Source organism: Tritonibacter mobilis (genome assembly GCF_001681715.1).
GTDB classification, from domain to species: Bacteria; Pseudomonadota; Alphaproteobacteria; order Rhodobacterales; family Rhodobacteraceae; genus Epibacterium; species Epibacterium mobile.
Genome location: NZ_LNWY01000003.1, coordinates 279,055 through 301,987, shown reverse-complemented (window position 1 = coordinate 301,987; position 22,933 = coordinate 279,055). Strand labels below are relative to the sequence as shown.

General features: G+C 59.5%; 16 protein-coding genes and 1 tRNA gene. 4 read left to right on the top strand and 13 right to left on the bottom strand.

Annotation, left to right across the window (positions count from 1 at the left end; translation table 11 throughout):
• Positions 1-16: 16 nt before the first annotated feature.
• Together UB90_RS02900 and UB90_RS02895 are read right to left on the bottom strand one after the other, a co-directional pair.
• A complete protein-coding gene (locus tag UB90_RS02900; RefSeq protein WP_065324813.1) occupies positions 17-1,243 on the bottom strand; it encodes a glycosyltransferase family protein in 1,227 nt (408 codons plus the stop codon).
• Positions 1,236-2,015 (bottom strand): HAD-IIB family hydrolase, encoded by a 780-nt coding sequence (locus UB90_RS02895; protein WP_065324812.1) that lies wholly within the window; start codon positions 2,013-2,015, stop codon positions 1,236-1,238. Before UB90_RS02895 ends, UB90_RS02900 begins: the two co-directional genes overlap by 8 nt.
• Positions 2,016-2,434: 419 nt before the next feature.
• On the opposite strand from UB90_RS02895, the gene UB90_RS02885 reads away from it, so the two are divergent.
• From UB90_RS02885 to UB90_RS02870, 4 genes are all read left to right on the top strand, one after another.
• Positions 2,435-4,102 carry a BCCT family transporter gene (locus UB90_RS02885; RefSeq protein ID WP_065324811.1) on the top strand — a complete coding sequence of 556 codons (1,668 nt, stop codon included), beginning with the start codon at positions 2,435-2,437 and terminating at the stop codon, positions 4,100-4,102.
• Positions 4,103-4,363: 261 nt separating this feature from the next.
• Positions 4,364-5,062, top strand: a complete 699-nt coding sequence (locus UB90_RS02880) for a fumarylacetoacetate hydrolase family protein (protein ID WP_065324810.1) — start codon at positions 4,364-4,366, stop codon at positions 5,060-5,062.
• A 311-nt stretch (positions 5,063-5,373) separates the two neighbouring features.
• Positions 5,374-6,795 carry an alkaline phosphatase D family protein gene (locus tag UB90_RS02875; RefSeq protein ID WP_065324809.1) on the top strand — a complete coding sequence of 474 codons (1,422 nt, stop codon included), beginning with the start codon at positions 5,374-5,376 and terminating at the stop codon, positions 6,793-6,795.
• Between the two features lie 212 nt (positions 6,796-7,007).
• Complete coding sequence (locus UB90_RS02870; RefSeq protein ID WP_065324808.1) at positions 7,008-7,403, top strand: hypothetical protein; 396 nt, start codon at positions 7,008-7,010, stop codon at positions 7,401-7,403.
• A 37-nt stretch (positions 7,404-7,440) separates the two neighbouring features.
• On the opposite strand, the gene UB90_RS02865 is transcribed toward UB90_RS02870, so the two are convergent.
• From UB90_RS02865 to paaZ, 11 genes are all read right to left on the bottom strand, one after another.
• Positions 7,441-8,916, bottom strand: a complete 1,476-nt coding sequence (locus tag UB90_RS02865; RefSeq protein WP_065324807.1) for a mannitol dehydrogenase family protein — start codon at positions 8,914-8,916, stop codon at positions 7,441-7,443.
• 25 nt (positions 8,917-8,941) lie between these two features.
• A complete protein-coding gene (locus UB90_RS02860) occupies positions 8,942-9,949 on the bottom strand; it encodes an ABC transporter ATP-binding protein (RefSeq protein ID WP_065324806.1) in 1,008 nt (335 codons plus the stop codon).
• Between the two features lie 12 nt (positions 9,950-9,961).
• Positions 9,962-10,792 (bottom strand): carbohydrate ABC transporter permease, encoded by an 831-nt coding sequence (locus tag UB90_RS02855; RefSeq protein ID WP_009176252.1) that lies wholly within the window; start codon positions 10,790-10,792, stop codon positions 9,962-9,964.
• Between the two features lie 15 nt (positions 10,793-10,807).
• Positions 10,808-11,674 (bottom strand): carbohydrate ABC transporter permease, encoded by an 867-nt coding sequence (locus tag UB90_RS02850; RefSeq protein ID WP_065324805.1) that lies wholly within the window; start codon positions 11,672-11,674, stop codon positions 10,808-10,810.
• Positions 11,675-11,778: 104 nt separating this feature from the next.
• Complete coding sequence (locus UB90_RS02845) at positions 11,779-13,089, bottom strand: ABC transporter substrate-binding protein (RefSeq protein ID WP_065324804.1); 1,311 nt, start codon at positions 13,087-13,089, stop codon at positions 11,779-11,781.
• A gap of 130 nt (positions 13,090-13,219) precedes the next feature.
• Positions 13,220-14,251, bottom strand: a complete 1,032-nt coding sequence (locus UB90_RS02840) for a LacI family DNA-binding transcriptional regulator (protein WP_065324803.1) — start codon at positions 14,249-14,251, stop codon at positions 13,220-13,222.
• A gap of 202 nt (positions 14,252-14,453) precedes the next feature.
• On the bottom strand, positions 14,454-16,730 hold the full coding sequence (locus UB90_RS02835) for a methyl-accepting chemotaxis protein (RefSeq protein ID WP_065324802.1): 2,277 nt from the start codon (positions 16,728-16,730) through the stop codon (positions 14,454-14,456).
• Positions 16,731-16,849: 119 nt separating this feature from the next.
• Positions 16,850-19,615, bottom strand: a complete 2,766-nt coding sequence (locus UB90_RS02830; RefSeq protein ID WP_065324801.1) for a PAS domain-containing hybrid sensor histidine kinase/response regulator — start codon at positions 19,613-19,615, stop codon at positions 16,850-16,852.
• A gap of 139 nt (positions 19,616-19,754) precedes the next feature.
• Positions 19,755-19,831, bottom strand: a tRNA-Met gene (locus UB90_RS02825).
• A 114-nt stretch (positions 19,832-19,945) separates the two neighbouring features.
• The gene (locus UB90_RS02820; RefSeq protein ID WP_065324862.1) at positions 19,946-20,803 is read right to left on the bottom strand and encodes a PaaX family transcriptional regulator; all 858 of its coding nucleotides are present in this window, start codon (positions 20,801-20,803) and stop codon (positions 19,946-19,948) included.
• A 78-nt stretch (positions 20,804-20,881) separates the two neighbouring features.
• Positions 20,882-22,912 (bottom strand): phenylacetic acid degradation bifunctional protein PaaZ, encoded by a 2,031-nt coding sequence (gene paaZ, locus UB90_RS02815; protein ID WP_065324800.1) that lies wholly within the window; start codon positions 22,910-22,912, stop codon positions 20,882-20,884.
• Positions 22,913-22,933: the final 21 nt, after the last annotated feature.

The following is a 22,933-nucleotide window of genomic DNA, read 5'->3' as shown; positions in this document are numbered from 1 at the left end:
AGGACTGCGCCCCGGATTATCCCGGGGCGTAGTCCGCCTCATCCGCGAGGGCGGCGGCTTTGAGGTCCGCAAGGAAGCTCGGATTGGCGGAATGGATACGATTCCAATTCGGGATGAAGGGGGTTTCATGGGGGTTGTCCAGAAACACCTGCCCTGCGCTCATGATGTTATTGGCAAACATCTCGACCATTTTTTCTTCGCCGTGGCGGTCCATGTCTAAGCCATTCATGATGGCGTCGTGAGAATAGGCCTCCAGCAGATCGAGAGCCGAGCGATAATAGGTCGCCTTTAATGTGCGAAACACATTGGGGGTAAAGACCGTGCCATCGGCGGCGAGTTTGCGAAAGATAGCCTTGCAGATATCCGTCGACATCCGGTTGAGCCCTGCGGAGGCGTCCTCGGGGCTGAGGGATTGGTGTTTGTGGTCGTAATTGTCGGCAATTTCCACCTGACAGACCGCCTTGCGGCCCAGGTTTCGCCAAGCCTCCGACAGGACGCCGATTTCCAGCCCCCAGTCCGAGGGGATGCGCAGATCTGGCAATAAGGGCGCGCGCAGAGCCATTTCACCAGAGAGCGGGTAGCGAAAGCTGCGCAGGTAGTCGATGTAGTCGCGATCGCCAATCGTGCGTTTGAGCGCGATCAGCAGTGGAGAGACCAGCAGGCGTGAGACGCGGCCATTCAGTTTGCTGCCGCCGACGCGGGCATAATACCCTTTGGAGAGTTGATAGGAGAACGCCGGATGCGCCACCGGATAAACCAGCCGCGCCAGCATTTCCTTGGAATAGGTGGTGATGTCGCAATCATGGATGGCCACAACCGAACTCTCGGCCTGTGCCAGAAGATACCCGATGCAGGACCAGACGTTTTTGCCTTTGCCCGGCTCTGGCGGGGCGAGCCCCTGTTCGGCGAGACGTGTGCCCAGGTTCTGCATCCTTGGGCTGTCGTTCCACAGCACCCGATGGTTTTGGGGCAGGGAGGAGAAATATCTGCGGGCGTGGCGGTACTCAGCCTCATTGGCGCGGTCCAGACCGATCACGACGTGGTGCAGATAGGGGACGCGGGCCAGTTCATCGAGGATGGGGCGCAGGGCAGGGCCTTCAAGTTCCGAATAAAGACAGGGCAGAATCAGAGAGATTTTGCGGGTCTGGGCAAAGGTTGTGAGTTCATACTCCAATTCCTCGACCGGACGGCTGCGCAGGTTATGGAATTGGGCGATATTGCCGTTCTGATGAAAGTCAGCCATGGCGTGCAGCTCCTTTTTGGTATTGGTCCCAGTCGCAGAGGAGGCGCAGGATTGCGGCGCACCAGCCCTCTGGGCCCGGCAGGTCGGTGCGTGAAATGCGCGCGCCAATCGGGAAATCGGCAAGGTCCGGGCCATGGTCGTTGCGCACCAAAACGCCGCGATCCGCAGCAGCGATCATCTCGGCATCATTAGGCGCGTCACCCAGAGCAATGGTAAAACAGGGCGCATTCTGACGACAGATGCGCTGCATCTGATCGGCTTTTGACGCGCCATAAGACAGCGTCAGAAACCGCCCGCCCTCTTGGGCGGTGATCCCCGCTTGTGCCAGCTCGGCGATGAACTGTGCCTTTTGATCCGCGTCCCCCTGCCAAAGGCCCGGTTCGCTGAACTGGCGGGCTTTGGCACGGGCAGCGGCAGGGCGTGGCAACCCGGTGAGCGTGGCGACCTCATCCACTGACATATCGCCAAATCCCTTGAACGGCGCGTCGAGAGTGGACAGCAAGGCGCGTAGTTTACGGTAGACCGTATCACGACCGTCAATCTCTGTCGGGGTCAGGCAGGCGGCCCCGTTTTCCACGATCATCGGAGCCGCGCCCAGATCAAGCTCTTGATGCAATGGCAGCATTTCCGCTGCGGTTTTTGAGCTCGCAAGGATCACCAGAGCATCCCGCGCGCGCAGCGCCGCCAAGGCCGGACGGGCAGGGGCATAGCTGTATGTTGTGTGATCCAGCAATGTGCCGTCGAGATCGCTGAAAACAAGAAGCCGGGGCATAGGGTGGTCTCTGTGTAAGGCCGCACCAACAAGGCGCGTTCAGGGGCTGCTTCAAGCCTAAGGAGCAGATCCGACCGGCGCAAAGATCCCCGCCTGCGCCGTGATCCCAAATGCAGCAAATTTCAAAAACTGCATGTTTTTTGTGCAGATCAACGGAGGTTTGAGATTCGCCGCGCCGCAGCAAAGAAGCATATGCGGCTTTACGACAGGGCTTTCAGCTTCGCGACATCTGTCGAAATCACGGACCAGTGTCATGACGCATTGGCGCGAATTCTTGTCGGATCATCACGGGCGCGCGCCCTGGCAAAGCAGGACGCTTATGCAATCCACACGCGCATTCATGCTGCGGTGGCAACCAAAAGGTACAGGCGCATGCGTGCCCCAATGTACCGCTATTCCAACAGAGAGGACTCACCGTCATGCCGCTTAAACCTCCTTTGACGGAGCTAGAGATCAAAACTGCCGATAGCGGGTTTTACAAAGGCTTTACCAAGGATGTGACCATCACGGCCAAAATCCTTGTGGCTGCCCTGATCTTGTGGGCCGTGGCCTTTCCCAATCAAGCGGCAGGCGTGCTGTCGCATCTCAACGGGGTGATCCTTGCCAGTTTCAATTACTGGTATGTTTATGTTGTGGCCTTTTTCGTGGTGGTCAGCCTTGGGCTTGCGATCTGGCCCACATCGGGTCGTTTGCGGCTGGGTGCAGAGCATGAGAGGCCAGAATTCTCGGCGTTTTCGTGGTTCTCGATGATGTTTGGTGCGGGCATGGGGATTGGTGTTTTGACCTATGCCACCGGAGAGCCGATCTATCATTTCCAAAACAACCCCGATGTCATCAAGGGCCTGGTCGAAGGAGGCAGCGCAGAAACGGTGCGTTCGGCCTATAAATGGGCCTTCTTGCATTGGGGGCTGTCACCTTGGGGGGCCTACGCGTTGACCGGTCTGGCGTTGGCATTTTTTGCATATCGCCGTGGGTTGCCGCTCACGATCCGGTCGGCACTGACACCTTTGTTCGGGGATCGACTGTCGGGATACGCGGGGCACGCGGTGGATGTGGTTGCGGTCATTGCAACCGTGCTTGGCGTGGCGCAAACGCTTGGCTTTGGCGTCGAGCAATTTGTCGCGGGCCTCAGCCGTATCGGTTTTGGGGACTGGCTTTTGGTGACAGAGGCTGACGGCACGCAAAAGGCCTCTGTGGTGGCGATCGTTCTGTCGCTGGTGATTATCATGGGCGCCTCGACCCTTTCGGCTCTTTCCGGCGTGGGCAAGGGGATCAAGTGGCTCTCCAATATCAATATGGCGCTGAGCGTCTTTCTGCTCGCTTTTTTCCTGTTTTTTGGCTCGACCGTGTTTGGTCTTTCTGCGCTGGCGACCGGGCTTTATGACTACCTCGTTGCGTTTCCTCGCATGTTGGTCACGGTCTGGAGTGATGATGGCACTGCCACCGGTGCCGCTCTAGAGAGCTGGCAAGGCAGCTGGACCATCTTTTACTGGGCATGGTGGATCGCATTTGCGCCATTTGTCGGCCTGTTCCTTGCCCGAATTTCACGTGGACGCACCATCCGCGAATATGTCTTTGGTGCGATGTTGGTGCCGTCCGTGATGTGTTTCGTCTGGTTCGCCCTGATCGGCGGCACGGCCATTGATCTGGAGCTTTCTGGTGTGGCAGAGGGCGCAATTCTTGGTACGGGGCTCTCCGATCAGCTTTATGCAACGCTTGCGGTTTTGCTGAGTGATGGGCTCGCTTGGGCGTTCTCGGTCGTGGTGGCGATCCTGTTGATGACCTATCTGGTCACCTCCGCAGATTCTGCCGTGTTGATCATCAACACCATCAATGCCGCAGGGGATGAGGGGCCAAAGGCGCGGCCGCATATTATCTTTTGGGGGGCGGCACTGGCCCTGGTTGTGGGGGCCTTGCTGATTATAGGCGGGCTTGGTGCAATTCAAACCGCAATGATTATCGGCGCATTGCCGTTCTCCGTTGTGATGGCACTGATGGGGGTGGCTTTGATCAAGGCAATCATCCGTGACAGCATCCGCGGACGCGCGGGGTTGCCTGTGACTGCGGATCAGATTGCGGGCGAGTAAACCTTTCAGGTTTGAAACCCGCGCGTCGTCGCAAGTGGCGCTTGCTAAAAAGGCAATGTTCCTGACCTATTGTTTAGCACGCGAAACAATAGGTCAGTGGGCATTCCGCATGATTATCAATGTGTTAAGTGGGCGTTGTGGCTGCGTGCCACAGGGGGGCGGGCGGGCGGATCTTGATCGGCACATGTCTGGCGCGTCAAGCCTTGGCCTGCGCAGTCAAAGCCTCTATCTCTTTTTGTAACAAAGAGAAAAGGATCGCTTATGCCTGCCTCGCAGCCCGAATATGTCATTGCGCCACCGCCACAAGCCGCATTACCCATTGCGGGCAGCGCGGCGGTCTTTCCCGTGCGCCGGGTCTATTGTATTGGCCGTAATTACGCCGCCCATGCGATTGAGATGGGTCATGATCCTGACCGCGAACCCCCTTTCTTCTTTCAGAAAACCCCCGACAGCCTCGATACGTCTGGCCGTTTTCCCTATCCGGTGATGAGCAATGACGTCCACCACGAGGCAGAACTGTTGGTGGCGCTGGGCAAGGGAGGCCGGAACATCGCGCAGGAGGACGCGCTCGATCACGTCTGGGGCTATGCGCTGGCGCTCGACATGACGAGGCGTGACTTACAAGGCATCGCCAAAAAGGCGGGCCGCCCATGGGAAATCGGCAAATCCTTCGAACATGCCGCGCCCGTGGCCCCTCTGACCCCGGCCAGCGCGCTTGGCCACCCTGAGGCGGGTGAGCTGACACTCATGGTCAACGGAGAGCCACGCCAGCAAGGCGACCTCAACCAGATGATCTGGAAAATTCCGGAAATGATTGCGCATCTGTCGCAGTATTACACATTGGCTGCAGGTGATGTGATCCTGACCGGTACGCCCTCGGGAGTGGGTCCGGTGGTGCCGGGCGACAGGTTAGAGCTGACATATGAGGGGCTTACACCGCTTGTGGTTCAGGTGACCTGAAGCACGGATTGCCTCAGATAAAGCAACAGATCGGTTATTGAGGAGAGCGCAGGCGCGCGGCCGCCAGGCCGCGCGCCTGCGCTCCGGTCGGATGCGTCAGCATTCGAAACCGCTTGAGGTATCTGTCGGGATGCCGGGTCTGGGCAGGGCGCGAGTTTGGAATTCTCGGAACCCGGAAGCGCAGGTCGCGTTCCCTCATAGACCGATGGCGCGTATGTGATCCGGGGCAAATGTGTCTGAGGGTTTCCACGCTGCAGATCAGACCCTATGTCTGGACAAACGACACCGCGCTCAACCGAGAAGAGGGACATATGACTGTTGAATTCGAAGCGGCGCGGCTGGGGCCTATCCTGTATTATCGGGGGCTCAAGGGTGACGCGCTGCAGGTTGCAGCAATGGTCTTGCTCCCGATTGGCGAAGAGCCCGATCTGTTGGAAGCGGGTGACGCGCAGCACGCACCAAAACTCTTGCGAGAGATCGGTCGCAACGCCATCTGGCGCTATGATTTCACCCTCACGCAAAGCAACGGCACCTATCACCTCGGCGATCAGAGCTATAGCGTGCAGACCGACCTGACAGGCGACATGCGCATCGCCTTTGCCTCCTGCAATGGCGAGGAAGAAGGGGATCTGGACCGCGATCAGGAAGAGCGCAACCTGATGTGGGCGCATATGTGTGACGCGCATCGCCGCGCGCCTTTTGCGCTGCTTTTGCAAGGGGGCGATCAAATCTACGCCGATGAGGCCACGCAGGGCCATCCCCTCAGCGAAGCCTGGCCAGACAAAGCGGATCGCCCCCGCAACGCCGAAGAACTGGAGGATCTGGCGGATCATTTGCGCCAGCGCTTTGCCGAGCGATATGTGCAGGCCCTGTTTGGCGAGGCACCCAGATGGATTATGGCACGGGTGCCAACGCTGGCGATCTGGGACGATCACGATATTTGTGACGGCTGGGGATCGCTCTACCGGAGCAAAACCTACTCAGAAGTGGGCCAATGTCTCTACCGGGTGGCACGGGAAATGTACCTCTTGTTTCAGCACGCCGCCGTCGAGGCCGATATCCCCGATCTGTTTCTGGATAAGACCGGCACTTCGCTTTCGTGGCAGCGGGCCTTACCAGGGGTGACGTTGCTGGCACCGGATTTGCGCGCCGAGCGGGGACGGCGTCAGGTCATGGGAGCCTATGGCTGGTCCGCCACCGAGGCCATGGAGCCGGGCACGGAGCATACTTTCCTGATCTCCAGCGTGCCTTTGCTGGGGCCGCGGCTCTCGTTGGTTGAGGGGCTCATGATGATGATCCCGACGATGCAGAAATACGAGGATGACCTGCGCGACCAATGGCAAAGCCGCGCGCATCGCGACGAATGGGTGCGGATGCTGAAACAGGTTCTGAAGTGGCGCGAGACGGCCCCGGTGACGGTTCTGTCGGGAGAAATCCACCTTGCCACCCGCGCAGAGATGGGCCCCGATGAGATGCGCGTGCATCAGCTTGTGGCTTCGGGCATTGCGCATCGCGCGCCGCCACAGGGTTATGCGCGCAGTCTTGGCACGCTTGCCGGTCTGGGCGATGCGCCGGTGTCGGGGCATCCGATCCGCATCCATCCGCTTCCGGGGCAAAAACACCGCTACACCGCAGAACGCAACTATCTGGAATTGCGGCGCACCGGTGGCACTTGGCACGCGGTCTGGCACCTAGAAGACAGTGGTGACACAGAGCCAATGGCGCTGGAATAGCGTCACAGTGGCGTAAGAGCTGCTTTCACCTTTGCGAAATTTTTCTGAATTTTTCTTTACTTTCTGCGCGGGGTTCCACGCTGCGGAAGGCAGAGGTTAATAAATCTCCTGCATCTTGTTCCTGCGTCGGGGTGGCGCATTGGGTGAGTGACCTTTGCACGCATCGGACCCGGAGTGGTCCGGTGTATTGCAAGGGCAGGGGACGTTTGTGAATGACTGAAATCTCAAAGAGACGGGCGGAAGGCCAGTGCGGCTTAGCGAACTGCCTTATGGTGGGCGCTTTAGCGATCATGGCACTGGCTGGTCCCGCGCAGGCGCGACTGCCAGATGACGCAGAGCAGGCAACGCACCATAGTCTGGGCGCACAAGATGAATTGGGCGACCGGCGCGCGGTAAACGCGCCCGAGGTGCAAATGTCACCGCTCGACTGGCGTTGTCAGTCGGTTTGCGACGAAAGCGGCCATATGCGCCAATCCTGCCTGATGTTGTCTGATCCCCGCCTGAGCGGTCTGGGGCAGAGGTTGGACCATCTGTCGAAGTCCAAACCGAGCCTGAAATCTCTGGGAGATCTTGGTCTTACGGATCTCTCACAAGCGCCGGGGTGTTGAGCTGCGCGCCCCCTATGGGGCGCGCGTCACCGGAGTGTTAGCTGCGTGCATAGGCTTGCAAGGCCGCGCGGGTGCCGTTGGTCCAAATCACAGAGAGCCAATGGCAAAAACGCTCTGCAAAGCGGGCGTCTTGTGCAATGTCGCCGTAGTAATCCGCCTGTCGAAGCCATGCGGAGGGGGCAGATTTTGCGGCGTGCGCGGCTGTCTGCAATTCCTGCCACTTTGGATCATTGGCTGCGATTTCGCTGCCGTCCTCGCGCGTGCCGGCGCACATCCTAGCCCAAAGCGCTTCAACCAAGGCGAGGCCGTCAATGCTGGCATTCGCCACCAGCGCATCGCGCAGAATTGGTAGCACAAAACCCGTGTGCCGTGACGAGCCATCAAAGGCCACCCGCCGGGTGGTGTCACGGATTGCAGGATTAGAAAACCGCGATGCAATCAGCGCCACATAGGCTTCGGGTGTGATCTCTGGCACCGCATGCACATAAGGCGCGATCTCTTCGGTTTCGACTTTTTCGAACAAAGACCGGATATCAGCGTCTTCCATACAGTCTGCGATGGTGGCACAGGACAACAGCTCGCCCGCGTTGGCGATCACCTGATGGCCTGCGTTGAGAATGCGGATTTTCATCGTCTCATAGGCGTGCACCGCATCGGTGAAGGTCGCCCCCACCTTGTCCCAATCGGGACGTCCGGCGCAAAAACTGTCCTCAATGACCCATTGGCGGAAGGGCTCATGTGTGACGGGGGCCTGATCGGCGACGCCCATCTCTGCGGCTTTTGCGATCTCCGCCGGGCCGGTGGCAGGGACGATGCAATCCACCATGGAGTTTGGAAACGTGCAGTTTGCCGCGATCCAATCCGCAAGCTCTGCATCCACGGCGCGCGCAAGGCCAAGCACGGTCTGGCGGGTGATATCGCCATTTCCCTGCAGGTTGTCGCAGCTTTGCACGGTGAAAGGACCAGTGCCTGAGGCGCGGCGCTGTCCAAGGGCCGCGACGATCGCCCCAAAGGCCGTGCGCGGTGCATTGGGGGTGGTGATATCGTGCTGAATGTCGGCATGCGCGAGGTCAAAACCGCCCGCAACCGGGTCTTGGTAATAGCCGCCCTCGGTAACGGTCAGCGCCACGATGCGGATCTCGGGGCGGGCCATGGCGGCGATCAGCGCGCCGTTTCCATCCTCAATCGGCAAATAGTCGATCATTGACCCCACAACCTCGGCCGAGGTTGTGTCGGGGGACAATTCAATCAAGGTGGTGAGACAATCCTGCGCCAGCAAACGCGTGCGCATCGCGGCATCATAGGGGCGTACGCCCGCGCCAAGGATCGCCCAGTCTTGAGCCTCTCCCTGTTGCATCAGCCGGTGCAGATACCAGCTCTGATGGGCGCGGTGGAAATTACCAAGCCCGATGTGGACGATACCGGGAGTCAACGCCCTGCGGTCATAAGAGGGGCGGGCGATGGTCTCGGGCAGGGCGGCGAGAGTGTCATTTGAAAGGGTCAGAGTCGTCATCAGCTCATCCAGTGTCCGCGCGGTATCATGCGGTGATCCTCAGGCCTTGCGCGTCAAAGCGGTGCATTACATCGGTGCGCGGAGTGAGGCTGACCCGGTCGCCATGGCGAAAACCCACCTCGCCGTCAGCGCGCACGGTGATCGTCTCTGCCAGCCCGGTGTCATGGATGTGAAAGAAAGTGTCGGACCCCAGATGTTCAGACACGCCAACCACGCCAGACCAAGCGCCACCGCTGTCGCTGATCGCGATATGTTCGGGGCGGATGCCAACGGTGTGGGCGTCGTATTTTGCGGCCTCAGACCCTTCGATGAAGTTCATTTTTGGCGAGCCGATGAAGCCCGCGACAAAGAGATTGCGGGGGCTGTGATACAATTCCAGCGGGCTGCCGACCTGTTCGATATGACCGGAACGCAGCACCACGATCTTGTCGGCCATGGTCATGGCTTCGACCTGATCGTGAGTCACGTAGATCATTGTTGTGGCGAGCTTTTTATGGAGTTCGGAAATCTCCATCCGCATGCCGACACGCAGTGCCGCATCTAGGTTTGAGAGCGGCTCGTCAAACAGGAACGCCGCAGGTTCGCGCACAATGGCGCGGCCAATGGCGACGCGCTGGCGCTGCCCGCCCGAAAGCTGACCGGGTTTGCGCTCCAGATAGTCGGTGAGATTGAGCGCCTTGGCCGCAGACTCGATCCGGCGGTTCTGCTCCGCTTCGTCGATGCCTGCCATTTTCATCGGAAAGGCGATATTTTTGCGCACCGACATATGCGGATAGAGCGCATAGGATTGAAACACCATGGCAAGACCGCGTTTGGCGGGCGGCGTCATGGTGGCGTCCTGACCGTCGATGCGGATCTGGCCGGAAGTCACATCCTCTAACCCCGCAATCAGCCGCAGGAGCGTGGATTTACCGCAGCCCGAGGGGCCGACGAAAACTGTGAATTCGCCGTCTTCGATGGTCAGGTCCAGCGGCGGGATGACCTCAGTTGCACCAAAGCTCTTGGTGACTTTGTCGAGTGTAATACGTCCCATAGTTCGTCGTCCTTATTTCACAGCGCCAAAGGTCAGGCCGCGCACAAGTTGTTTCTGGCTGAACCAGCCAAGGATCAGGATCGGCGCGATGGCCATGGTGGAGGCTGCGCTGAGTTTTGCGTAAAACAGGCCCTCGGGGCTGGAATAGCTGGCGATAAAGGCCGTAAGAGGCGCGGCTTTGGCGGCTGTCAGGTTCAGCGTCCAGAAGGCCTCGTTCCACGCGAGGATGATGTTCAACAACAGCGTGGAGGCGATGCCGGGGATCGCCATCGGCGTCAGCACATAGAGGATTTCTTCTTTGAGGCCTGCACCATCCATCCGCGCTGCTTCGAGAATTTCGCCGGGGATTTCCTTGAAGTAGGTGTAGAGCATCCAGACGATGATCGGCAGGTTGCACAGCATCAGCACGATGATGAGGCCGGTGCGGCTGTCGAGCATCCCAAGGCGGATGAAGATCAGATAGATCGGGTAGAGCACGCCCACCGCAGGCAGCATCTTGGTCGAGAGCATCCAAAGCAGGATATCCTTGGTGCGTTTGGAGGGCACAAAGGCCATCGACCACGCCGCCGGGATTGCGATGATAATACCAAGCACAGTGGAGCCGCCCGCGATTGCGATCGAATTCCACAAAAAGCGCATGTAGTCAGAGCGCTCCTGCACCACGGCGTAGTTTTCCAGCGTCCAGTCAAAGAAGAAGAACAGCGGCGGGTCGTTGATCGCCTGCGCCTCGGTCTTGAAGGAGGTCAGGATGGTCCAGAGGATCGGGAAGAAGATCAAAAGACCAACCGCCCATGCGGCGACGGTGTTGATCGCCTTGCGTTGTTGGGTCACGGAACGTGCCATATCGGTGGTCCTCCCTTACGCGTCGAGGTTCTTGCCGACGATGCGCATCAGGAATGCGGCAACGATATTGGCAAGGATGATGGCATAGACACCGCCAGCGGAGCCGAGGCCGACGTTCTGGCTTTCCAAGACGCGCTGGAAAATCAGGAAGGTCAGGGTCCGGGTGCCAAAGGAACCGCCCGTGGTCACGAAGATCTCGGCAAAGATCGACAACAGAAAGATCGTCTGGATCAGAACCACAACGGTGATCGCCCGGCCAAGGTGGGGCAGGATGATATAGCCAAAGCGGGCGAGGGGGCTTGCGCCATCCATCTCTGCCGCCTCAAGCTGCTCGCTGTCGAGCGACTGGATCGCGGTCAGCAGGATCAGGGTCGCAAAGGGCAGCCACTGCCAACTGACGATCAGGATGATCGACTGCATCGACGCCTCGGAGAGCCACGAAATCGGCTCCGCGCCAAAGGCTTTCCAAAGATGCGCAAAGAGCCCGTTCACGGGGTCCATGAACATGTTCTTCCAGACCAGTGCCGACACGGTTGGCATCACGAAAAAGGGCGCAATTACAAGGATCCGCACGATCCCCTGTCCCCACATCGGCTGGTCCAGAAGCAGCGCCAGCAACACGCCGAAGATGACGGTAATGGCCAGAACGCCGCCGACGATCACAAGCGTCGCCTGCACGCTGGGCCAGAAGGCAGAGGACGAAACAAAACGAATGTAGTTGTCAAAGCCGACCCAACCCAGATCGCCGCCCCGCAGGGGGAGATACTTCTTGAACGAAAAAAGAAGGGTCATTGTCAGCGGAACGAGCATCCAACCGAGCAGCAGGATGACGGCCGGGGCCATCATGATGCGCGCGGCAGAGCGGGAATGCTGGGTTGCCATGGGGGACTCCTCGTCAGATGGGTCAGGCCCATCCAAGACTGCGACAGAGAGAAAAAGGGCCAGGGTTCGCGAGATGCGAAAGCCCTGGCCGAGGAGGAGTGACGTTAGTAGCCTGCGGCTTCCATTTCGTCGGTGGTGAGCGCCTGTGCTTTTGCAAGCGCCTCATCCACGGATTGCTGACCGGCCAGTGCTGCCGAGAATTCCTGACCGACCTGCGTGCCGATGCCCGCAAATTCCGGGATCGCCACAAATTGCACGCCGGTATAGGGGACCGGGTCCACAGAAGGGTTGGTCGGGTCGGCGGCGTTGATCGAGTTCAGGGTCATCTCGGCAAAGGGGGCCGCGTCGAGATAGTTCTGGTTCTCATAGAGTGAGGTGCGGGTGCCCGGAGGCACGTTGGCCCAGCCTTCCTTGGAGGCGACCAGCTCGGTGTAGCTCTTGGAGGTGGCCCATTCGATAAAGGTCTTGGCCTCATCGGTGGCGTCGGACCCAGCCGGAACCGCCAGCGTCCACGCCCAGAGCCAGTTGCCGCGTTTGCCGAGACCATTGTCCGGTGCCAGTGCAAAGCCGACCTTATCGGCCACAGTGGAGTCGTTGGGGTTGGTCACAAAGGACGCCGCAACGGTGGCGTCGATCCACATGCCGCATTTGCCCTGCTGGAACAGCGACAGGTTTTCATTGAACCCGTTGGTAGAAGCACCCGGAGGGCCGTAGTTCGTCATCAGGTCCATGTAGAAGGTGAGGGTGGTTTTCCATGCCTCGGAGTCAAATTGCGCGGTCCAGTTCTCATCGAACCACTTGGCGCCAAAGGAGTTGGACATGGCGGTCAGGAAGGCCATGTTCTCGCCCCAGCCCGCCTTGCCGCGCAGGCAGATCCCGTAGACTTCGCTGTCCTTGTCGGTCATGCCTGCGGCGGCTTCCTTGATGAACTCCCATGTGGGGGCATCGGGCATCTCGAGGCCTGCTTTTTCCATCAGGTCGGTGCGGTACATCACCATGGAGCTTTCGCCATAAAACGGTGCGGCATAGAGGTTGCCGTCAACGGTCAGACCACCGCGGATCGCGGGCAGGATGTCGTCGGCGTCCCATTCCGATGGCATGTCGTTGAGCGAGACCAGCCAGTTGTTCTTGGCCCAGATCGGGACCTCATAAGTGCCGATGGTCATCACGTCGAACTGGCCGCCTTTGGAGGCGATGTCCTGGGTGACACGTTGACGGAGCACGTTTTCCTCAAGCGTGACCCATTCCAGTTTGATGTCGGGGTGTTGTGCGGTGAAATCGTCAGCCAGACCCTGCATGCGGATCATGTCGCCGTTGTTGACGGTGGCAATGGTCACCGTGGTTTCGGCCTGAACGGCGCCAGCCGCCATGACTGCAAGTGCAGATGCCGCACAAAGTGCGTTTCTCAGGTACATCCGTTTCCTCCCTAGTGTCTGGATGTGATGCAATCACGGTAGGGCGCGGGAGGGGTTATCGTCAATAAAATATTTACGCGCGTAAAATTGTGATGGTGAGTGATGCGAACTCAAGCATTTAGGGTGTCGCTCAGGCGGAGGCGCGTTTGATCAATGTGCCTTCAAATAGGGTGGTGTCGCGTTGCTCTGCGCGCTCACCCGATTCGATCAGTTTGAGAATCGCCTCGACGCTGCGGGTTGCGATGGCGGAATAGTCCTGTGCTACGGTGGTGAGCGGTGGGCAGGTGAAGCGCGCATAAGGGTGGTCGTCGTGGCCCGCGACACGCAGGGCGCAGCCCGTCCCAGATCCAACCCGAAGTCCGCATTCATAGGCGGCGGCCAGGAACCCAATCGCCAGACGGTCATTTGAACATAGCACAGTGTCAGTGGTCAGTTGGCGCGTGCGGATGGCCTCCAGCCCGCCCCGGTAGCCAATGTCTTCAAAGTCCCATGTATCGCCTTCGATCTGGATCAACTTGGGCTCTAGATCCAAGGCTTCCATCGATTCAATATAGGCATTGCGGCGCTTATAGGCATTGGGGTTGGTGGGTGTCCGCATCTCAAAGAAAATCGGCGGCTCTCCTGTCTCGTGCAGGTAATTCACCATCATTTTAATGCTTTGAGGATTGTCGAGGCCAAAGAAGGCTTCGCCCAGATCGCCAATGCTGTTGTCAAATAAAACAGTTGGCACATCAGCACAGAAGCGTTCGATCGCGGCCACGTCAGAGTTGCGACCCAGCGGGGCCAGCAAAACCCCGGCCGGTCGGATCGAGCGCAGTGAGTCGAGGTTTTCGATCTCTTGCCCGGTGCCGCCATGAGAGCTGAGGAGGATCGGGCGGAAGCCACCTTGAATGACCAGATTTTCGATCACGCGCGCGATCTCGGCAAAGAACGGGTCGGCGAGGTAGGGCACAACGATGCCGATATTCTTGGTCAGCCGCCGGTTCTGGTTCATCGCGTAGATGTTGGGCTGATAGTCATAGGTCTCTAGAGCGGCCTCAACTTTTTTGCGGGTCGAGGCGCGGACACTTTCGGGGTCGTTGAAGTATTTCGAAAGAGTGGGTCGGGAGATGCCGCTGACGCTGGCCAGCTCTTCCATATTGCGGATTTTTGACTCTGACATGGCCCCTCCTGGTCACGACGCCACCCGAAATGCGTGCAGCACTCTCTTCGCTTTCGCGCCAATAGTGCGCTCAAATCTTTGCGGGCGCAAACTTTTTGCAAGGCACCTTGAAGGCTGATCCCTCGTTTTAACAAAAAACGCAAGGCCCCGACATCACATGCACGGGAGCCTTGCGTTTGCCTGTCTGATGTCTCCGCTGAAGTCAGGCCGAACGGGCGGTTGTGGCCGCGTCAATTGCGTCACTGTCCCACGAGGAAGGGGCATCTGCGCTCATCGGGGTGTCGATCTGAAAGCGCCCGGTCACGCGAGAAAGCGTGCGGGCCTCGCTTTGCAACAACTGGCTGGAGGCGGAGGCTTCTTCGGCCATTGCGGTGTTCTGCTGGGTCACGGAATCCAATTCACGGATGGCCGCATTGATATCCTCAAGCCCTTGCGATTGGTGTTGTACCCCACCTGCGATTTCCGAAATCAGGTCACTCACCGATGTGACTTGCTCAATAATACTGGTGAGTGCATTGCCGGCTTTGTCCACCATGGAGACCCCGTTTGCCACATGCTCTTCGCTAGTGGAGGTGAGGGTTTTGATCTCACCTGCGGCTTCGGATGCGCGGCGCGCAAGGTTGCGGACTTCTGAGGCGACAACAGCAAATCCGGCGCCTGCCTCGCCTGCGCGGGCAGCCTCAACCCCGGCATTGAGGGCGAGGAGGTTGGTCTGAAACGCGATGTCGTCGATCATATTGATGATCTTTGAGATCTCAGAAGACGCCTGCTGGATCTGATCCATCGCCGCAACGGCAGAGCGCACCACTTCGTTGCTTTGTTCCGCTTCGCGGCGCGTGCCGCGCATGGTGCTGTCGACCTCGGTCGCCTTTTCTGCGGTGTCGCGCAAACGCTGGGTCAGATCCTGCATCGCGGTTGCGGTTTTCTCCAACGTGGAGCCCTGGCTTTCGGTGCGTTCAGCCATTTCGTTGGCAGAGGCGCGCTGCTCTTGCGAGAAGCGGTCCACATGCCGGGCGGCTTCGACCACCTCGCGCAGGGAATTGCGCAGGTTCTGCAGGCTGTGATTGTAGTTTTCCCGCAGGGTCTCATAGTCGGGCGAGAAGGGGCCGTCGATCTCACAGATCAGGTTGCCATCCTGAAGCTGCGACAGCGCGTGGCTCATTTCCTCGACCACATAGTCGGTCTCACGCTTGGCTTCTTCTTCTCTGGCCGCGGCCTCATCCGCGAGCTTCAGTTTGTCGCGAAACGTATCGAGGCTGCGGGCAAGGTCACCAAATTCGTCGCCACGGTCCAGCCCGGAGATGGCAATGTTGTAGTCCTCCTGCGCCAAGGCATTGGTGGCGTCGCGCAGATGGTGGATCGGGCGAGTCACACGGTTTGCCGCGGCCCAAGAGACGCCGATGGACACCACAACGGACGCGCCAATCAGCGACAGGACCATCCATCGAATACGGTAAATCATCGCAAAGGCTTCGGCATCATCGGTTTCCATGACAACCGACCAGTTAAACCCGTTGAGCGCCAATGGAATAACGACGGCGGCAGCGGGTTCGCCAGATGCGGTCTGCGTTTGCGAGAACTGACCAGCCTCGCCCTGACGGGCGGCGGCGATATGCGGTGTGTCTGGAAGTTTGCTCAGCATTTCAAAGGCACCGGGGATCATGCCGGGGCTTTTTGCGGTGCCATCGGGGCCAATCAAGTAAATGTTCTCGTGCCCGTCTGCCTCAAGATTGGCGCTGAGGGCGGATTGCACAAAATCGGTGCCAATTCGCACCGCGATTGCGCCGACCGGCTGGCCGCGTTTGTTCAGGATGGGGGAGGCGAGGAAGGCGCCGACGCTGTCAGCAGGGCTGTAGGCGGAGAAATCCTCCACCACGACGCTGCCGGGTTCTGCTTCCAGTGCCGCCTGCGCCACGCGCGCCAACGCGCTGTCCGCGAGCAGGTCGCCCTTGATGTCTTCGGCGAAATCTCCATTCTTTTGAACCGTGTAGGCGACAAGCCCAGCCGGGGTGATCAGGTAGATATCGGAATAGCGGTTGAGCGTAGCGGTTTGTACGAATGTCGGGTGATAGGTGACATGGGATTGGCTGTAATAGGAGCCATCGCCGGGGTCCACGAGGTCTGCGCGCTGGTCTTCGGCGTTGGGATTGTCGGTGATGAAGTGTTTTTTCAGGTAGCCGATCTTATCATCGGCCTCCACCATGCCGATCACGCGCTCAAAGTTGTTGATCGCGCGAAATGTCGTAGGCAGGGCGGCGAGATTTGCCACATCGCGCTGTGCTGCGCCGATGCTGAAACCGAGTGCCTGCGCCCCGGCTTGTGCCTTGGACGCTTTGGCGGAGGTGACATTTTCCCGGATGCTGCGTTCTGCCATCGTATAGATCAGGAACGACACCGTCACCACGAATGCCACCGTGAGGGCGACCATCAGAACGGGTAGTTTGAGCTTGAGTGAAACACTCGAAGGTTTCAGCAACACAGGGAGTTCTCCTTACGGCAGGGCAGTGCGCATCCCCAAAGGGTCGCATATGTTTCCTAATATTCTGTTTTGCGGTCTTCGTCCGCGTTCTGCGGGCGGCGAAGGGGCTGCTATGCGGACTAGGCGCTGTTGATGCGGCCGTGTTGCGCGATCAAATGGGCGAGCGTGTTGAGATCAACGGGTTTCCCAAGCAAGGCGCTGATCACGTCTTCGGTCAGGTTGGGATCAGAGAGCTTGCGTGCGAGTGCTGTGACGATGACGATCGGCAAATCCCCATCCGCGGTTTTTGCCGCCCGCGCCAGCTGACCGCCGTTTTGTCCCGGCATATTATAGTCGGTCACAAGGAAGGACCACAGGCCCGGATCTTCTTCAATGGCTTCGAGAGCCTCATCGGGGTGCAGGCAGATGCTGACCTCGGCCCCGAGGCGCTCCAGAAAGGCGGCAATCGATTCAGCGACCTGCGCATCATCATCCACCAGCAACACCAACTGCCCGTCGAGCCGCACCGAACCGATGTCCTGTTCACTGATTCGGGTGAGAGAGTAATCTGAGAGCGGCAGGAAGATTTCCACCCGCGTGCCTTTGCCTTCTTCGGTCAAAAGGCGAATGGCACCGTCGTGGTTCCGTATGATTTCAGCGATTGCCATCATGCCAATGCCACTGCCGCGCTGGCCTTTGGTGGAGCAATGTTCATTAAACAGACGCTTCCGCACGTCGCTGGGGATGCCGCTGCCGCTGTCCTCGACGGCGTAGCGCGCATAGATCTGGTCCGGGTCGATCTGTCCCACATCAAGCTGCAGATCCATCAGATCAACGCCGGGCAGGCGTTTGAGGCATTGGTGGATGCGACCGGGCTTGTTACCCAATGCGTCCTGAGCGTTTTGCACAAGGTTCAGCGCCACACGCAGCAGATCGGACGGCGAGCAGAGCATCTCCATCTCGTCTTCGTCCAGATCCAGCGTAAAGCGTGTGTCGGCAGACAGTGCGCTGTGCAGCAGATCCTGAGATTCCGTCAACAGATTGCGCAGGTCGATCATGCTTTGCTGATCGGTGGACATGCCAAGATCAAGGAAGCGGTTGATCATCTTTGCCGCGCGCGAAGATGCCTCGCTGATGCGGTTGGAATAAAGTTGGACCTTATCCGGCGGCGTGCGGTCATTCAGCAAGGCGGAGTGCCCGTTGATCACCGCCAGCAAGTTATTGAAATCATGCGCAACACCAGCGGCCAGACGGCCTATGCTTTCGTTTTTCTCGAAGTCATGCAGCTTTTGTTCAAAGCTGGTGCGGGCTCTTTCATACTCAATTCGGCGGGTGATGTCGCGCGCCACCACGATGCGCATTTTTTCGTCAATGCGGGTGACGCAGACCTCAAATGTGCGCTCCCCATCCGCCAACTTGGCCCGCATTTCGATCTGCGCGGAGCCTTCGGATGCAACCTTTGAGCGAACCTCGGAGGAGAGGCGGGCGACGTCTTCGTCACGAAAGGCTTTGCACCAGCTTTCCCCAATGATGTCGTCGGGATTTTCTGTGCCAAAGATGCGGGCGAATGCCGGGTTGGCATAGTTGATGCGGGCGGTACGCTCGACAATGGCGATGCCCTCAGCGGTGCTGTCCATGGCGGCGGCGCGCTGTTGCAGCACACGTTTTGTGCGCTTGATGTCCGTGATATCGGTGCCGGTGATGACACGGCCGCCCTCGCTGCTGTCAAAGCTGCGCACAAGGAAGATGGTTCCGTCGCTGCAGGTGACCTCGACCCGCTGATCACTGTCTTCGACGCTTTTGATAAAGGTGACGATGGCCTGATGTGGGCGCATCTCGGTGCCGTATAATTCGTGCAGGAGGCTGCGCATGGCGGTGTTGGTATAAAGCACCTCTCCGTCGGCGCCGGTTGCCAGGATAGCGCTGGTGACAGCCTCCATCGCGGATTCGATACGTTGTTCGAGCTGATGCACCACCAGCTGCGTTTGCGCATGTTCGGTGACATCCGTGTGGGTGGCCAATAGGTAGCGTAGCGTTCCGGAATCGCTGCGGATCGGGGTCAGGCTGATCTCATCGAGAAATGGGGCGCCGTCCTTTTTTGTGTTCAGGATGCGGAACCGTCCCCGCCGGCCATCGGCAAAGGCGTTGCACATGCTGTGTAGATCCGCGCCGGGGCGAAACCGCTCGGTGATAAACATCATACCCAGCATTTCAGAGAGTGTGCGCCCGGACATGACCTCATACGCGGCGTTCACATAGACCACATCGCCGCCTTGATCGGCGGGGTTGACCAGCATCACGGGAACCTCGGCATTCTCAAGAACCGAGGCGAGCAGCGACTGGCGGTCGTCCATGCGGATGCCGCGCAGTGCATGACTTGTGATGGCGGTGAGACGGGACAGAACTTGCGCTTTACTCTCGTCAAAAAAGCCGGGTTCCTGATGCCAGCACAGCACAACCATGAGCTGGCCGTTCTTGCGACGGCAGGGCGTGGCGATCAGGCTGCCTTCGTTATGGCCGCATAGGCTGGCAGCGGCGGGGGTGCGACAACGGCTGAGATTACGGATCTGACGACGGCGCGCGAACCACTCTATTTGCTCAACCTTCAGCGCGCGTCCGCATTTTGGCGGAAACAGCACGGCCGGTTGGCTCTCTGGGCTGCCGAAGTGGCGTTCGCTCACATCGCCGAAAACCAACACCTCTTGCGCGCCGGTGGTGGACTGGAGCGTCTCGCGCAGCGCTTGCAGGACTGTTTCCTGGGTCTCGGCGCTCGTCATCGCCTCAATCCCGTCCAGCATGGCGTTGCTGACATGCAACTCGTGCAGCGTGCCCTCGCGCGGGGGCGCGGGCGCTGTCAGACGATCAGGGGCGTCGTCCTTGGATAAAGGGGCCGGTCGGATGCTCATATGGGCGAGAGTAGACCGGGTATCCTTAAGGATCGGTGCAATTTTCCCAGCAAATTGCAGCGAACCCGCACGGAGTTTCAGGTCGCAAATGCCAAAAGAGGAAGGTCACAAACTGTTTCAATGTTGGGATTGAAAACAGTGGTAGCGGAGGAGGGACTTGAACCCCCGACACGCGGATTATGATTCCGCTGCTCTAACCAACTGAGCTACTCCGCCGCTCGCTGTGTGGAGGCGATTTACGGAATGCCACCGATAGGGTCAAGTGCGAAAACAAAAAGATGCGGAATTTTCAGGAAGTTTTTTCCACGCGCTACCGCATCTTGTTTGAACTCAGTCAGTTACCTCTGCTGCGAGGGGCGTTATTTGTGCCGAAGGCAGGGGAGAGGCATCTTCAAGCTCGATCAGTTTCGGCAGCGGCAACTGATCGAGAAGGGCGAAGACCCGTGAGCGGCAGGATTCCCCGACCCAATCGCCGGGGTGAAAGGCCCCCGGCAGATCTGGGTGGCGCAATGCAATGCGACGCCAGCGATGGACCAGCAGTGTGCGCAGGCAGGCGCGTTGCAGCGGGCTTAGTTCAGGGGGTGGGCCAAGGGGAGCAAGGGCGCGGTCCAGTTCGGCGCAGCTTTGGCGCAATGGCTCCGGGAACAGTTCTTCTTGGAGCCACTGTGGGACATGGGCAATTTCAATATTGGCGACCAGCATGTCTGACGCAGCTGTCGCGGTAGGCTCGGCGTGTCCTGTAGCAAGGCCAGTATGACGGTTGATGCGGATCGCCCGTTGCGGTCTTTGCTCACCGAGCGCGTCCAGTGCTTCCAGACCCTCGGGCGTGCCCGCGATCAGCAGATGCCACGCCTGCGTCTGGCAAGCGGTGCGGGCATATATCCGCGGCGTAACCAGCGCAGATTGCGCGCGACCATAGGGTGTCAGGAAATGATGCGAACCACGGCCACGACGCTCGCTCTCGGTCCAGCCGTCCTTGCGTAGGCGGTGCAGGGCAACGCGAATGGCCTCGGGCTTGATCCCAAGGGGGGTGATCACACGGGTCAGGGCGGCACTGCTGATGCCTGCGCCCTCATCCTGCGCCATGTCGCCGAGAAATGAAATGATGATGGACCAGACCCGCTGGCCCTGCGGCTCTGCAAGCGCTGATAGCGCGGTGGCAAACCAGTCATGTGTGTCCAGTGTCATAAAAATACGATAGGGGCTGGCGCGATTGAGCGCCAGCCCCATCAAAATATGCTGATATCACATCCGAGGTGGGTGCGGTCAGAATGCAACCATCGTCAGCAGTTCATATTCCGCCACCAGTTCGTCGTCCTGATTGGTGAGCGTCACGTGCCAGCGTATTTCGCCATATTCCTCGTTGCGCGGGGTCTTGGCCTTGACGGTGAGGCGCACCTTGATGCTGTCGCCGGGCACCACTGGTTTCATGAACCGCAGGTTGTCGAGACCGGTGTTGGCCAGAACCGGACCCTCGTCCGGCTGCACGAACATGCCCGCAGCAAAGGACAACAATAGATAGCCATGTGCGACGCGGCCCGGGAAGAACGGGTTCCGTTCAGCGGCGGCGTCATCCATGTGGGCATAGAACGTATCACCCGTGAACTGCGCAAAATGCGCGATGTCGTCACTGGTCACGGTGCGCGGTGCGGTGTGAAGCGTCTCGCCAATGGCCAAGTCGCCAAAGCGACGGGTGAAGGGATGCGCCGGGCCGGTGGCCTCTGGGCTGCCGGGCACCCATTTACCGGTAATGGCCGAGAGGATCTCGGGCGAGCCCTGCACCGCAGTGCGTTGCATGTAGTGTTTCACCGCACGCACACCGCCCAGTTCCTCGCCACCACCCGCGCGACCGGGGCCACCATGCACCATATGGGGCAGGGGAGAGCCGTGGCCGGTGGATTCCTTCATGGAGGTGGCGTTGTTGATATAGACCCGCCCATGGAAGGCTGCGATGTTCAGTGTCACCTCACGCGCCACCACAGGGTCGGCAGTGATGAGCGAGGCCACGAGGGAGCCTTGGCCGCGATTGGCCAGTTCAGCGGCATGCGCAAGGTCGCGATAGCCCATGACGGTGGAAACGGGGCCAAAGGCTTCGGTGTCGTGGACATGTTGGGCGGCGTCGGGGTCAGCGCAATGAAACAGCATCGGCGGCACAAAAGCACCCTTATCCTTGTCGGCGCCCTCAACGGTGAAATTATCGGGGTCGCCAAAAACGCGGGTGGCTTCGGTTGCGATCTTGGCGGCTTGCTCCAGCACATCGCGTTTCTGCGCGGCGGAGACCAGCGCGCCCATGCGGGTGTTGTCGGCGCGTGGGTCGCCAATGGTGATTTTGGCCAGCGCGGTGCTCAGCCCCTCTATAACGGCTTCAACCTGTGCGTCGGGCACGATGATGCGGCGGATTGCGGTACATTTCTGCCCCGCTTTGGTGGTCATTTCGCGCTGCACTTCCTTTAGAAAGAGGTCGAATTCCGCGCTGCCGGGTGCTGCGTCGGGGCCGAGGATCGACGCATTGAGGCTGTCTTGTTCCGCCACGAACCGCACGGAGCTTTCAACGATTGCAGGCGTTTGGCGCAGCTTCAGCGCGGTCGCGGCAGAGCCGGTAAAGCTCACCACATCCTGACAGGTCAGCCGGTCCAGCATGTCGCCAATGCCGCCGCTTACCAACTGTAGCGCGCCCTTGGGCAGAAGGCCGCTGTCCAGCATCAGGCGCACGGCGGCCTCGGTGACGTAGCAGGTGGCGGTGGCTGGTTTTACAATGGCCGGAACACCGGCGAGCAGGGTGGGGGCGAGCTTTTCCAGCATGCCCCAGACCGGGAAGTTGAAGGCGTTGATATGCACCGCAACACCGGGCAGCGAGGTGCAGATGTGCTGGCCCATAAAGCTGCCGTGGCGCGACAGTTGCTCGACCGCGCCGTCGGCATAGACCGTGCTGTCGGGCATCTCGCGCCGCCCCTTGGAGGCAAAGACAAACACCGTACCGATGCCGCCGTCCACATCAATCAGGTGGTCCTTCTGCGTCGCGCCAGTGTCAAAGCTCAGATCATACAATTTCTGTTTGTGGGCGTCCAAATGCTGTGCCAGCGCCTTGAGCATGCGGGCGCGGTCATGGAAGGTCATGGCGCGCAGGGCGGGGCCGCCTGTATCGCGGGCATAATCGAGCATCGCTTGCACATCGAGCGTGGCATTGCCTGCGCGGGCGATCACCTCTCCGGTGATGGCTGAGGCAATCTCGCGTGCGCTGTTGTCCGGTGCGATCCATTCTCCGGCGGCAAAGCTCGCCACATCTTTCGGGCACATGTCTCGGGTCTCCCTGAAGTC